12 protein-coding genes are annotated in these 13,696 nt (G+C 60.8%); 10 read left to right on the top strand and 2 right to left on the bottom strand.

The window, feature by feature from the left end:
* Positions 1 to 223: 223 nt before the first annotated feature.
* From hemP to L4923_RS12045, 5 genes are read left to right on the top strand one after another with little or no spacing between them, the layout of a single operon-like run.
* Entirely contained in the window at positions 224 to 433 is a 210-nt protein-coding gene (gene hemP, locus L4923_RS12065; RefSeq protein WP_239365210.1) for a hemin uptake protein HemP, read from the top strand.
* Between the two features lie 22 nt (positions 434 to 455).
* Positions 456 to 1,514 (top strand): hemin-degrading factor, encoded by a 1,059-nt coding sequence (locus L4923_RS12060; RefSeq protein WP_239365208.1) that lies wholly within the window; start codon positions 456 to 458, stop codon positions 1,512 to 1,514.
* Positions 1,514 to 2,407 carry a heme/hemin ABC transporter substrate-binding protein gene (locus L4923_RS12055; protein WP_425530937.1) on the top strand — a complete coding sequence of 298 codons (894 nt, stop codon included), beginning with the start codon at positions 1,514 to 1,516 and terminating at the stop codon, positions 2,405 to 2,407. The genes L4923_RS12060 and L4923_RS12055 overlap by 1 nt, the downstream gene beginning before the upstream one ends.
* 13 nt (positions 2,408 to 2,420) lie before the next feature.
* Positions 2,421 to 3,524 (top strand): FecCD family ABC transporter permease, encoded by a 1,104-nt coding sequence (locus L4923_RS12050; RefSeq protein ID WP_239365206.1) that lies wholly within the window; start codon positions 2,421 to 2,423, stop codon positions 3,522 to 3,524.
* 7 nt (positions 3,525 to 3,531) lie between these two features.
* The gene (locus L4923_RS12045; RefSeq protein WP_239365205.1) at positions 3,532 to 4,323 is read left to right on the top strand and encodes a heme ABC transporter ATP-binding protein; all 792 of its coding nucleotides are present in this window, start codon (positions 3,532 to 3,534) and stop codon (positions 4,321 to 4,323) included.
* A gap of 11 nt (positions 4,324 to 4,334) precedes the next feature.
* On the opposite strand, the gene rirA is transcribed toward L4923_RS12045, so the two are convergent.
* Positions 4,335 to 4,799 (bottom strand): iron-responsive transcriptional regulator RirA, encoded by a 465-nt coding sequence (gene rirA / locus L4923_RS12040; protein WP_239365203.1) that lies wholly within the window; start codon positions 4,797 to 4,799, stop codon positions 4,335 to 4,337.
* A gap of 246 nt (positions 4,800 to 5,045) precedes the next feature.
* On the opposite strand from rirA, the gene L4923_RS12035 reads away from it, so the two are divergent.
* Positions 5,046 to 8,261 carry a bifunctional cytochrome P450/NADPH--P450 reductase gene (locus L4923_RS12035; protein WP_239365201.1) on the top strand — a complete coding sequence of 1,072 codons (3,216 nt, stop codon included), beginning with the start codon at positions 5,046 to 5,048 and terminating at the stop codon, positions 8,259 to 8,261.
* A gap of 127 nt (positions 8,262 to 8,388) precedes the next feature.
* Positions 8,389 to 8,949 (top strand): GNAT family N-acetyltransferase, encoded by a 561-nt coding sequence (locus tag L4923_RS12030; RefSeq protein WP_239365200.1) that lies wholly within the window; start codon positions 8,389 to 8,391, stop codon positions 8,947 to 8,949.
* A 94-nt stretch (positions 8,950 to 9,043) separates the two neighbouring features.
* Here L4923_RS12030 and L4923_RS12025 read toward each other — a convergent pair whose 3' ends face one another.
* Complete coding sequence (locus L4923_RS12025) at positions 9,044 to 10,237, bottom strand: hypothetical protein (protein WP_239365199.1); 1,194 nt, start codon at positions 10,235 to 10,237, stop codon at positions 9,044 to 9,046.
* 371 nt (positions 10,238 to 10,608) lie between these two features.
* On the opposite strand from L4923_RS12025, the gene parC reads away from it, so the two are divergent.
* From parC to L4923_RS12010, 3 genes are all read left to right on the top strand, one after another.
* Positions 10,609 to 12,867: a DNA topoisomerase IV subunit A gene (gene parC, locus L4923_RS12020; protein WP_239365198.1), complete on the top strand. Its 2,259-nt coding sequence runs from the start codon at positions 10,609 to 10,611 to the stop codon at positions 12,865 to 12,867.
* 84 nt (positions 12,868 to 12,951) lie between these two features.
* Entirely contained in the window at positions 12,952 to 13,155 is a 204-nt protein-coding gene (locus tag L4923_RS12015) for a YgaP family membrane protein (protein ID WP_239365197.1), read from the top strand.
* A 7-nt stretch (positions 13,156 to 13,162) separates the two neighbouring features.
* Complete coding sequence (locus tag L4923_RS12010) at positions 13,163 to 13,684, top strand: RNA polymerase sigma factor (protein ID WP_239365196.1); 522 nt, start codon at positions 13,163 to 13,165, stop codon at positions 13,682 to 13,684.
* The last annotated feature ends 12 nt before the right edge of the window (positions 13,685 to 13,696 follow it).

Here is a 13,696-nt window from a genome sequence, read left to right as displayed (position 1 = left end):
CTGCTCAGACCGCTCATTCGTCCCCAAGCCCATCTCCAACTCCTGTCTGCACGCTGGCTCGCCTGAGGGCTGGCTCGCATTTTTTTATTCGGTGGATGTGTTAAATGTTGACTCATCCAGTCCGGTATTGCACTGACTATAAAACATGAGTATTCAAGTCAACAAATGAATCGAGCTTTTGCAGAAAGCCGGGCGTGCCTCGGCGAGATCAGGAGTGGACCAAATGAACACGCACAACCCTGACGATTTCCGTTTCCGCTATCGCCGGCCAGAAGCACAGACACAGTTGCGCGTCGAGCGGATGCCGCTGTCGGTGCGGACGCTGACCAGCAACTCGCTTTTCCAGGGTGAACACGAGATCGGCATTGAGCATCACGGTGCTCTGTACCGGCTCAAGATCACTCGCCAGGGCAAGCTCATCCTCAATAAGTAAGGCACCAAGGGTAGGGACGGAAATGGACCAGCGCGTGAAGCCAGCCCCGCACGAAATTCGGCGGACGCGAGCGGAAAACCCCAAAATGCGCGAGCGCGATCTCGCCGCACAGCTCGGCATATCGGAAGCCGAACTGGTGGCTGCGCATTGCGGCGAAGGGGTGACGCGCGTCGAGCCACGCGTTAATGACCTGCTGACGGGCCTTGAGCCGGTCGGCGAGGTGATGGCGCTGACCCGTAATGAAAGCGCGGTCCATGAAAAGATCGGCGTCTACGACAAGGTCGTCACCGGCGAGCATACGGCGATGGCGCTGGGCGAGAACATCGATCTTCGCATCTTCCCTAAGGTATGGGCGCATGGCTTTGCCGTCGAAAAGCGCGACGGTGATGAAATCCGCCGCAGCCTGCAGTTCTTCGACGCTGCCGGCGACGCCGTGCACAAGGTGCATCTGAGGCCTGCTTCCAATCTCTATGCCTACCAGAAACTGGTTGATCAGTTGGTGTCTTCCAACCAGGAGCCTACGGTTGCTCTCGGTACGGTTTCCGAGGACGATGCACCGGGTGAATTGACGCCGCAAACGGTCGAGGATCTGCGCGACCGTTGGAGCAAGCTCACGGACGTGCACCAGTTCTTCGGCATGCTGCGCACGCTGAAACTCAGCCGTCAGCAGGCGGTGCAGATGATCGGCCAGGACTATGCCTGGAAACTCGATCCGTCGGCTGTAACGACGATGTTCCATGGCGCAGCCGAAAGTGGCCAGCCGATCATGTGCTTCGTCGGCAATCGTGGTTGCATCCAGATCCATTCGGGCCCGGTCAAGTCGATTACACCGATGGGACCGTGGATCAACGTGCTCGACGAGACTTTCCATCTGCATCTGCGTACCGACCACATCGCTGAGGCCTGGGCGGTGCGCAAGCCGACCAAGGACGGGCACGTCACGTCGCTCGAAGCCTATGGCGCCGACGGCAAGATGATCATCCAATTCTTCGGCAAGCGTCACGAGGGCGAGGTCGAGCGCGCCGATTGGCGTTCGCTGGCGGAAAGCCTGCCCCGCTTGGCAGAACAGAGCGCCGCATAATGCGTTCCGTCATGAAGAAGCTGGCGCGGATGGCCGTTTTCGGCGCCGCGCTGGCAGCGATGCCGACCGCCGCCGCAATGGCGAGCGATACCGGCGCCGTATTCTCCGATACCAAGCGCATCGTCGCTGTAGGCGGCGCCGTCACCGAGATCGTTTATGCGCTGGGCGAGGAAGGCAAACTCGTCGCCCGCGATTCCACCAGCGTCTATCCCGAAGCGGCGGCCAAGCTGCCGGATGTCGGCTATATGCGCGCGCTGTCGCCGGAAGGCGTGCTTTCGGTCAATCCAACCGGCATCCTGGCACTCAAGGGCAGCGGTCCGAAGGATGCGATCGATGTCCTGAAGAAGAGCAGCGTGCCCTTTATCGAAGTGCCCGAGACCTATGACCATGCCGGCGTTCTGGAAAAGATCCGCGTCGTCGGCAAGGCATTGGGTGCCGATGACAAGGCGGAGAAGCTGGCCGCCGAACTCGATACCAAGCTGAAGGCCGCAGAAAAGCAGACGGCAGACGTGAAGGACCGCAAGCGTGTGCTGTTCGTTCTGTCGATGCAGAACGGCAAGATCCTCGCGGCGGGTTCCAACACGGCAGCTGACGGCATCATCAAGATGGCCGGGGCCATCAACGTGGCCGCTGAAGTGCCGGGATACAAGCAGCTTGCCGACGAAGCAGTGGTTACAGCGGCGCCGGACGTCATCCTGATGATGACGCATGCCGGACCGCCTGTTTCCGACGAGGCGCTGTTTTCCAATCCGGCGATCGCCGAGACCCCTGCAGGCAAGGAGAAGAAGGTGATCCGCATGAACGGAGCCTATCTGCTCGGCTTCGGGCCCCGTACGGCATACGCCATTCACGATCTCGCCGCAGCTTTCTACGGCAACAAGATCGCCAACTGAGCGGTCGAGTGCCATGGTTGACCATTCCATTGCCGGCCCGTCCGGCTTGACGGCGCGCAAGGCAGCCGGCGATCGCTCGGCGCGTGCGCGCCTTGCCATCCTTCTGCTCGCTGTGTTGCTCGCAGTCGTTGCGCTGTTCAGCCTGACCGCCGGCGCGTCCGACGCTTCGGCTCTCGACGCCCTGCGCGACTGGTTTTCCGGTCCGGATGCTGCCGATCGTGTCTTGAGCGCCCGCGACCGCATCATCATCTACGACATCCGGCTGCCGCGCGTCGTCCTGGGTGCACTGATCGGGGCTGCGCTTGCCGTGTCCGGTGCGGTCATGCAGGGCTTGTTCCGCAATCCGCTGGCCGATCCCGGCATCGTCGGCGTTTCGGCAGGCGCGGGGCTCGGCGCGGTATCGGTGATCGTTCTGGGCGGCACGGCGTTGGCGCCATTTACGACGCTGTTGGGTCCGATGGCGTTACCGCTCGCGGCTTTCATGGGCGGTCTCGTTACGACGCTCATCCTCTACCAGGTTGCGACGCGTCAGGGGCGTACCTCGGTCGCGACCATGCTTTTGGCAGGCATTGCGCTGTCGGCGCTGGCCATGGCTCTGACCGGGGTGCTCATCTATATGGCCGACGATCGCCAATTGCGCGATCTCACCTTCTGGCAGCTTGGCTCGCTGGCCGGCGCAACCTGGACCAAGATCGGTACCGCCGGGCCTGTGATGCTGATTGCATTGGTGGCGATGCCGTTTTTTGCCCGAGGACTCAACGCTCTCGCCCTTGGCGAGGCGACGGCGAACCATCTCGGCATTCAGGTGCAGAAGTTGAAATATATCGCCATAGCCGGTGTATCGGCGGCGGTGGGCGCTTCGGTTGCCGTCAGCGGCGGTATCGGCTTCGTCGGTATCGTGGTGCCGCATCTGCTGCGCCTCACCATCGGCCCGGACAATCGCTACCTGCTGCCGGCCTCGGCGTTGCTTGGCGCCACACTGCTCATTCTGGCCGACACCGTTTCCCGCACCATCGTCGCGCCGGCCGAATTGCCGATCGGCATCATCACCGCGACGGTGGGTGGTCCGTTCTTCCTGTGGATATTGCTGCGCAAGCGCGGCGTCATTGACCTGTGAGATCAGCATGATCGAAGCCCGTGATGTCTCGGTGAAACTTGGCGGAAAGCGCATCGTTTCGGGCGTCGATTTCGAAGCGTGTCCGGGCGAGATCGCGGCCATCGTTGGTCCGAACGGCTCTGGCAAGACGACCTTCCTCAAAGCCCTATCCGGGGATTTCGGCTATGATGGCTCGGTCACCATCAACAGCCGCGAGGTGTCCGCGATGCGCCCGGTCGAAGCCGCTGGAATGCGTGCAGTGCTGCCGCAGGCGACATCGCTAGCATTCCCTTTCACGGTCCAGGAGATCGTGCGGCTTGGACTGATCGGTGGCCGGTCCGGCGCTCTGGCAGGCGAAAGCGAACGCCTGCCCGAGCGGGCGCTGGCAAAAGTCGATCTGGATGGCTTTGCGGGGCGATTCTATCAGGAGCTATCCGGCGGCGAGCAGCAGCGTGTTCAGCTGGCTCGCGTGCTTTGCCAGGTATGGGCGCCCGTGCTGGACGGCCGGCCGCGCTACCTTTTCCTGGACGAGCCGGTGTCGAGCTTGGACATCAAGCATCAGCTCATCATCATGGATATAGCGCGCGATTTTGCGAAGCGGGGCGGTGGGGTCGTCACGATCCTGCATGACCTCAACCTGACGGCAATGTATGCCGATCGCATATTCGTCATGCATCGCGGGTCGCTGGCCGCGGCCGGAGCGCCGGCAGCCGTGCTCAGCGACAGTCTGATCGAGAAGGTTTTCGACTGTCGCATGCGCGTCGGTGTACTGCCGTCAGGCGACGTGCCGTTCGTGCTGCCGCAATCGGTATCGACGTAGATTAACCCGGTTCACGCCGCCGAGGCAGGGGTACGGCGTTCGAGAAGATCGATGCCAAGCAGCGAACGTACGTTCGGGCGGGCGGCCACCATATCGGCGATCGTGTAGCGGCCGAGCACTTCAAAGAAGGCGTTGAGTGCTTCGCGTAGCGCGGAATTGAGCGCGCAGCTGTCGATCAGCGGGCAGTCGGCATCGGCCTCGAAGCATTCCGCCATGGCGAAATTCTCCTCGGTGATACGAACGACGTCGAAGAGGGTGATCTCGGCGGCAGGTTTGCCGAGCCTCACGCCGCCGTTGCGGCCGCGAACGGTTTCCACCAGACCGTGTTCGACCAGCGGCTGCAGGATCTTGAACAGGAACAGCTCCGACACCGTATAGGCAGCTGCGATTTCGGGAATGCGGCTGAGGCGATCATCATTGGCCGCACAATACATCAGGATCCGCATGGCATAGTTGGTTTGACGCGTGAGCCGCATGGTCGCTCCTTCGCAAAGCACGTGTTAGGGCGAATATGGCCTATAGTTTGGAATAATTCTAGACTGGACTTTCATTTACATGACATTTTTCGTCAACTTTTTGGCGGAGGATGTCAAGTCAGCGGTGCTTCCGCTGCGTCATCTGGCCGGCAAGAGCCCAAGACCTCCGTCTCCTTGCGTTTCAGCTGAAACTCACGATTATTCGAACTGGGAACAGAACCGGATGAAAGTCTAGGGAGGGCGCGCATGGCGCAGGACACCGGGTTCGGCAGGATCCCAGGTCCGCCCAAAAAGCCGATCGTCGGCAATATGCTGACGGTGGATACTGAGACTCCTCTCCAAAGCCTCATGCAGCTCGCGCGCGAGCTGGGACCAATCTTCCGTCTCGACATGATGGGCACACCGATGGTGGTGGTGTCGGGTGCCTCCCTGGTCGAGGAAATCTGCGATGAGACCCGCTTCGACAAGGCGGTTCGCGGCTCGCTGCGGCGCGTTCGGTCTGCCGCCGGCGATGGGCTGTTCACTGCCTACACCCAGGAAGACAACTGGACAAAGGCCCACAATATACTGCTGCCGACATTCGCGCAGCGCGCCATGGCCGGGTACCTGCCGCTGATGCAGGACATCGCCAGCCAACTCTGCATGAAGTGGGAGCGCCTCAACGTCGATGACGACATCGATGTCGTGCATGACATGACCGCATTGGCGCTGGATACGATCGGGGTCTGCGGTTTCGACTACCGCTTCAACTCCTTCTACCGGCGCGACTATCATCCGTTCATCGATGCGCTGACGCGAACGCTCGAAACATGCATGGTGCAACGCGGGCTGCCGTTCGAGAAAATGATCCTGCGCAAGCGACTCGAACAGCTGAAGTCCGATGTCGCTTTCATGTCGAAGCTGGTGGACGACATCGTGCGCGAGCGTCGCCGTGGCGGCGGCGACCAGGCGCAGAAGGATCTGCTCAACTTCATGCTGGCGGGCGTCGACAAGACGACCGGCGAGAGCCTGTCCGACGAAAACATCCGCTACCAGATCATCACCTTCCTGATTGCCGGTCACGAGACGACATCGGGGTTGATGTCCTTCACGCTCTATTTCCTGCTCAACAACCCGGATGTACTGGAAAAGTCCTATGAAGAGGTCGACCGCGTGCTTGGCAACGACATCGGCGTCATGCCGACCATCAGCCAGGTCAGCCATCTCACCTATGTGCAGCAGGTGCTCAACGAATCGCTGAGACTATGGCCAACGGCACCGGCGATCGGCCTTTATCCCTACAATGACGAGATACTCGGCAACCAATACAAGGTGAAGAAGAATACCTTCACCACACTTCTGACGCTGATGCTGCATCGTGATCCGTCGATCTGGGGGACAGAGCCCGAGCGTTTCAATCCCGACAATTTCACGCGGGAGGCCGAGGCTTCCCGGCCGGCGCATGCCTTCAAACCCTGGGGCAATGGTCAGCGTGCCTGCATCGGCCGCCAGTTTGCCATGCAGGAGGCAACGCTGGTGATCGGCATGATTCTGCAGCGTTTCCAGCTGTTCGATCACCAGAAGTATCAATTGCGCATCAAGGAGACGATGTCGATCAAACCGGACGGCTTCCGCATGCGTGTGAAGCCTCGGCCAGGTCGGACGCGTGGCACGGTGGTGGCGGGTGCAGCTCTGGCCGACCAGGCTGCGCAAGTCGCGCCTCAGGCCGCCAGACGGCCGAAGCACGGCACGCCCTTGATGGTGCTTTACGGTTCAAATCTCGGCACGACGGAAGATCTCGCCCGCGCGATTGCCCAGAGGGGCGAATTGAACGGGTTCGATGTGACCTTGGACGAGCTCGACGCCAAGGCAGGCAGCTTGCCGACAGAAGGGGCGGTGGTCATCGCCAGCGCTTCCTACAACGGCGCTCCGCCGGACAATGCGACGAGATTCATGGAATGGCTTGAAAAAGCCGAACCGGGAGCCGCCGAAGGCGTCAACTATCTGGTTTTCGGCTGCGGCAATCGCGATTGGGCTTCCACCTTTCAGGCGACGCCCCGTCGCATCGATGAGCGGCTGGAAGTGCTCGGCGGCAAGCGCATCACCCAGCGCGGCGAAGGCGATGCGCGCGAGGACCTCGACGGTCAGTTCCAGGACTGGTTCAAGGGCCTGTTTCCATCACTGGGAGAGGCGTTGGACCTCGACATCGATTTTTCAGAACAGGCAGAGGCAGAGCCTCTCTACCAGGTGGAGATCGTCTCCGGCCAGCCGCTCAACCCTGTCGTCCATCAGTCCGGTGCCGTGACGATGACAGTCGTTTGCAATCGCGAACTGCAGTCGCCGGGCTCTGGCCGCTCCACGCGTCATGTCGAGGTGACGCTGCCGGATGGCGTTTCTTACTGCGCCGGCGATCATCTGTGCGTCGTGCCGGTGAACGACCTCGCCCTGGTCGAAAGGGTCGAGAAACGCTTCGGCTTCGGACCGGATGCTCAGATCAGGCTAAAAACCACGGGCGGGCGGCAGGCGCCTTTTCCGGCGGATGGCCCCGTTCCGGTGCGCCGTATCCTCTCCGACTATGTCGAACTGCAGGCCGTTGCCACGCGCAAGCAGATCCAGGCGATGGCTGCGGCAACCCGTTGCCCGTTCACCATACCGCAGCTGGAGGCGCTGATCGCCGCGGGCAAGGATGGCATCGATCCTTACAAGAGCGAAGTGTTTGCCAAGCGCAAATCCGTGCTGGATCTGCTGGAGCAGTTCCCGGCTTGCGAACTTTCCTTCGGGCAATATCTGGAGATGCTGCCGCTGCTGGCACCGCGTTACTATTCGATCTCGTCTTCCCCATCCTTGGACGCCAGGCGATGCTCCATCACCGTCGGCGTGGTTGACGGTCCGGCGCGGTCGGGCAACGGCTTCTATCGCGGTGCCTGCTCAAACCATCTGGCGCGGGCAGGCGAGGGGACGGTCATCCACGCGACCACTCGCGAGACCAAGGCAGGCTTTCGTCTCCCTGACGATTTGGCACGACCGCTCATCATGGTGGGCCCTGGCACCGGGCTAGCGCCCTTCCGAGCTTTCCTGCAGGAGCGGGCTGCCGCGGCGAAGGCTGGCAAGGTGCTGGGCGCTGCCATGCTGTTCTTCGGATGTCGTCATCCGGACGAGGATTTCCTCTATCGCGACGAGCTCGAGGCGATGGCTTCCGAAGGCCTTGTCGATCTGCATGTCGCCTTTTCACGCCATGACGGCGAACGGACTTATGTACAGGACCTTATCCGCAAGAACGGCGCAGTCGTGTGGGGGCTGGTGGAGACGGGCGCCCATATCTATGTCTGCGGTGACGGCAGCCGGATGGAACCGGATGTGAAACGAGCGCTGACGCGTCTCTACATGGAGGAGACAGACGCTGATCCGCAGGAGGCCGATGCCTGGATCGAACGCCTTGCCAAGGAAAACCGCTACGTGCTCGACGTTTGGGCGGGGAACTAACCCCTGCCGTCCACGGCGTTTACTTTGACGTAAACGTTACGCTGCGTGATCTTGCAATTCATGCTGCGCTGCACAATATTAGCGGCGTCGAGCACCGACTCGGGGAGGAACCCTTGAGGAGTGCGACATGGAAAGACAGATTACGAATAGCGTTCCCTTGACGGGAACCATACGCCAGCTCAGACCCTCCGAATTGCCGCGTTTCCGCGAGCATTTGTTGAGACTGGACGCGGAAAGCCGGCGCGACCGCTTCAACGGGCTGACCGACGACGGTTTCATAGCCTCCTATGCTGAACGCAGCTTTGCAGATGGCACCACGGTCATCGGCTATGTCGAGGACGATATGGTGCTGGGCGCGGCTGAGCTGCATGAGCGGCCAGAAGATGCCGAGCCCACCGCTGAGATCGCTTTCAGCGTCGAGCGCCATCTGCAGCACCGTGGCATTGGTGGCCACCTGTTCCAGCGCCTGATCGCACAGGCTCGTGGACTGGGCTACACGCGGCTGCGTGTCACCACCCATCCTCAGAACCAGGCGATGAAGACCTTGGCTCGTCGTTATCGTGCCGCGCTGAATTTTGTGGACGGCGAGACCGTCGGCACGATCGACCTCGCACCGATCGACGACGATGTGCTGTCGGCGCTTCTACCGATCCGCCCACACACGGACGTTGCGTTGAGCCGGGCTTGAGCCGGCTGTTTCTGTGGCAAGGCAATCGCGTTCATGAAAAAAGGCCGCCCGAGAGCGGCCTTTTCTTTGGTGTACCGGTCGGCGTTGCAACCAATCAGTTGCCGTTGGCAGTGACGGTCACACCGAGCGTCTTGGTGAGGTCGGCGGGGCTCGCCATAGCGCCAGCGGCGATCAGCGCGAACGGTACGGGGCTGGCCGGCTTGGCGGCGATCACCAGGTTCTGCGGGTTGTCGAGATAGTCGCTGACAGCCTTGGTCACCTGAGCGGTCAGCTCGGGGTTGTTGATCTGCGCCATGCCGAAGGGAACGATGGCCTTGGCTTGGTTGGCGATGTCCTTCGGCTGGGTTCCTTGCTTCTTGGCGACGAATTCCAGAACCTTGTTGGTCAGCGAATTGTCAGCGAAGCGGATCGAGGCGCTGTTGAAGGTGAGCTGCTGCATGAGGCCGAGGACAGCCATGCCCTCTGCCGACTTGTCGACGCCTTCCGGCGATGCGGCCATCTTCTTCTGAAGCTGCTGCAACGACTTGATGAACTCCGTGGTGTAGCCGCCGAGGGAGAAGGACATGCCAAGCGTGCCGGCATTGTCGACGGTGATGTCGTATTTCGACAGATCCATCTTGCCGTCTTTCGGTTCCCACGAACCAGCCATATCGAGCTTGCCGGATACGTTCTGGTAGCCGAGGCCGTCGATCACTGCCTTGCTATCGGGGTCCTGCACCAACGACAGGTCGCCGGTGAATTTCTCGGCGCCACCGGTGAAGGTCATTGCCTTGCCGTCCGCCGGGGGGACAATGTCGACGTTGACGTTGGCCACCGAGAAGGCGGTTTTATCGCCGATCTTGACCGACAGGTTGTCGAGCTGGGCCGACTTGTACATCAGCAGGGAGGCGACGGGATCGGTATTGCCTTCGCCGGGAATGGTCATGCCATTGATCGTGAAGGGGCTCATTTCGAACTTGGCGCCATCCTTCTCCTGGGTGAAAGCCTCGGTCGAGACGGTGTCGACGAGGTAACCGCCATTGGCGTCGGTCACGTTCTTGAAGGTGACATTGCCGATCTTCAGCGGCTCCTTGTCGCCGGCTGGAGCGATCGTCACGCCTTCCAGCACCATGCTGGAGGTGTCGCCGGAAACACCGGTCCAGGCGAGGGTCACGCCCTGGTTCTCGAATGAGGCTTTCAGACGTTCCGCCACCGCCTTGGTGTCGGCTGCGAAAGCCGGATTGAGCGGCAGGACGAGAAGAAGCGCCGAATAGGCGAACTTGCGAAGGGTTGAGCGGTGGATAGTCATCGCGTGCTCCAAAAGTGACAGAGTCTGTCTAGAAAAATCTGTTCGTATTTGCACCTTCACCCGTCCGCAACGAACTGGGCCGGAAGAAGGCATTCCCGCCAGAAAGGCCGACATTCACGGAAAAAGAAACTTCCGGCAGGTCGGGCAGCGGCGAGGCGCGGTCCTTACGTCATGGCGGCAATCCACGCAACATCCCGCATCGGCGTGCCGCGCTTAAACGGCTCATGTTACAGTTTCATGGCGTCGGTTGTCGATGAGAGTGGCGGGCGATTGCAATGGATGCGTTCTGCCAGCCGCTTTTAGAGAAGGATCGGAGCGACTTGACCTGCGTGCCTCTTGTCGCGAATCAGCCTCTCGGCTAGTCCAAACCCATGGGAAAGAGCCTTTTGCCGCCTGATAATGGCGGCCACGACAACATTGAACCGGTCGACCTGAAGAAGGCGTTGGAAGATCGTTATCTTTCATACGCGCTGTCGACGATCATGAACCGCGCTTTGCCGGATGTCCGCGACGGCCTGAAGCCGGTGCATCGGCGCATCATGCATGCCATGCGGCTGTTGCGTCTCAACCCTGATCAAGGCTTCGCCAAATGCGCCCGCATCGTCGGCGAAGTGATGGGTAAATTCCACCCGCATGGCGACCAGTCGATCTATGATGCACTGGTGCGTCTGGCGCAGGATTTTTCGATGCGCTACCCGCTGGTCGACGGGCAGGGCAATTTCGGCAATATCGATGGCGATAATGCCGCCGCCATGCGCTACACGGAAGCGCGCATGACGGACGTGGCGACGGAACTGCTCGCCGGAATCACCGAGGATGCGGTCGACTACCGTCCGACCTACAACGAGGAAGACGAGGAACCGACCGTCCTGCCGGGCGCGTTCCCCAACCTGCTTGCCAATGGTTCGTCCGGCATCGCGGTGGGCATGGCAACTTCCGTGCCGCCGCACAATGTCGCCGAATTGTGCGATGCTGCCCTTCATCTGATCGAGCATCCCGACGCATCCGTCGCCAAGCTGGTGGAATTCGTACAAGGCCCTGATTTTCCCACCGGCGGCATTATCGTCGACAGCCGCGAATCCATCCTGGAAGCTTACGAAACCGGCAGGGGTGGGTTTCGCGTTCGTTCGAAATGGAACCAGGAAGACCAGGGCAGGGGTACATGGGTGATCGCGGTCACCGAAATCCCCTATGGCGTGCAGAAATCGCGGTTGATCGAAAAGATCGCCGAATTGCTGATGGCCAGGAAATTGCCGTTGCTGGAGGACGTCCGCGATGAAAGCGCGGAAGACATCCGCATCGTTCTGGTCCCGAAGAGCCGTACGGTCGATCCTTCCATCCTGATGGAATCGCTTTTCAAGCTGACCGAACTCGAAAGCCGTTTTCCGCTCAACATGAACGTGCTTTCGCGCGGCAAGGTGCCGAATGTGCTGTCGCTCAAGGGCGTGCTGCAGGAATGGCTGGACCACAGGCGCGAAGTGCTGGTGCGCCGTTCGAAACATCGGCTGGGCGAAATCGAGAAGCGGCTGGAAATTCTCGCCGGTTATCTGATCGCCTACCTCAACATCGACGAGGTGATCCGCATCATCCGCGAGGAGGATGAGCCCAAACAGGTGATGATGGCGCGCTGGTCGCTGACCGACGTGCAGGCGGAAGCCATCCTCAACATGCGGTTGCGCGCCCTGCGCAAGCTTGAGGAATTCGAAATCCGCAAGGAGTTCGATGGGCTTTCGGAAGAAAAGAAACAGATCGAATCCCTGCTCGCCTCCGTTGAGAAGCAATGGAAGACGATCGCCTGGGAAATCCAGAAGATCCGCCGCGATTTCGGGCCGGAAGAGAACAAGGAACTTGGTCCGCGCAGAACCCAGTTTGCCGATGCGCCCGAGCATGACCTGACCGATATCGCGCATGCGATGATCGAAAAGGAGCCAGTGACGGTGGTCGTGTCGGAAAAGGGCTGGCTGCGCGCTATGAAGGGCCACTTGACCGACCATTCGCTGTTCAGCTTCAAGGAAGGTGATGGGCTCAAGCTCGCCTTCCATGCCCAGACCACCGACAAGATCCTGATCTTCACCACCGGCGGCAAGTTCTACACCATCGGTGCCGATCGATTGCCGGGCGGGCGCGGGCATGGCGAGCCCATCCGCATCATCGTCGACATGGAGAACGACCAGGACATCGTCACCGCCTTCGTCCACGACCCGAAGCGCAAGCTGCTTCTCGTCTCCCACCAGGGCAACGGCTTCGTGGTTTCGGAGGAGGAGGTTGTCGCCAACACCCGCAAGGGCAAGCAGGTGATGAACATAAAGGCGCCCGATGAAGCCAAGCGGTGCCTGCCGGCTATCGGTGACCACGTCGCCATCGTCGGCGACAATCGCAAGATGCTGGTGTTCGCGTTGTCCGAGATTCCTGAAATGGCGCGGGGCAAGGGTGTTCGTCTGCAGAAATACAAGGATGGCGGAGTTCTCGACGTGAAGACCTTTGTCATGGACAGCGGCCTTTCGTGGCAGGATTCCGCCGATCGCACTTTCACGCGGCCACGTGAAGAGTTGGCCGAATGGATCGGCAACCGTGCTGCCGCCGGCCGCATGGTGCCGAAGGGTTTCCCGCGGACTGGCAAATTCGGATAATTTTTCCCAGGCGCGAATCCTTTTGCCGGATTCGCGCCTCTTGTCCCTGAAGTCGGCATGGCGTCGGCGACAGGAGAGACAAACATGGCTTTGTACCGCAAGAATATCGGCAGCCTGCATCAAGTGGTGCGGATCGTCATTGGAACGATGGCGGCAATCGCAGCTTTGACATGGCTAGCCGCGCCAGTCAGCTATTTGGGTTTGCTGGCCGGTGTCGGCTTCGCGCTGTCGGGATTGTTTGGTTTTTGCCCGATGTGTGCCGTGACCGGGCTTGGACGGCAGCGATGAGCTCCAGATGAACGGTGTGCCCTCCGATCTTTTCGACGCCGCGCGGTCGGGGGATCGCGAGGCAATCGTCAAGCTGCTCGAAATCGCACAACCCGATATCCGTCGTTATGCGCGTTCGACGTGCCGCGGCTCCGCCGATGCCGAAGACGCGGCACAGGAAGCGTTGTGGCAGCTGTCGCGCAAGATCGGCACCATCCGTTCGCTGAAAGCGTTTTCCGCTTGGCTTTTTACTGTGGTGCGGCGGGAATGCACGCGGCTGGCACATGCTTTGCGGCTGCGTCCGCCGCAGTCACTGGCTGAACTCGATCTTGAGCGCTCCTTCGGTGTGCGTCCGCAAGTCGAGCTTGCGCTGGACATTGCAGCCGCAATTGAAGCGTTGCCGCCGCAGTACCGCGAAATAGTGCTGCTGCGTGACCTGCGAGAGATGACGATCGACGAGATCTCGGCGTGTGTTGGCGAGACGCGGCAGAGTGTCAAAGCCAGGCTCCATCGCGGCCGCCTGCTGACGCGCAAGTATCTGTCGAACTGAGGCGATCGCTCC

This window comes from Terribium retamae (genome assembly GCF_022347545.1).
Classification (GTDB): domain Bacteria; phylum Pseudomonadota; class Alphaproteobacteria; order Rhizobiales; family Rhizobiaceae; genus Mesorhizobium; species Mesorhizobium retamae.
The sequence above is the reverse complement of the archived record's forward strand: the minus strand, read 5'-3'. Positions and strand labels throughout refer to the sequence as shown.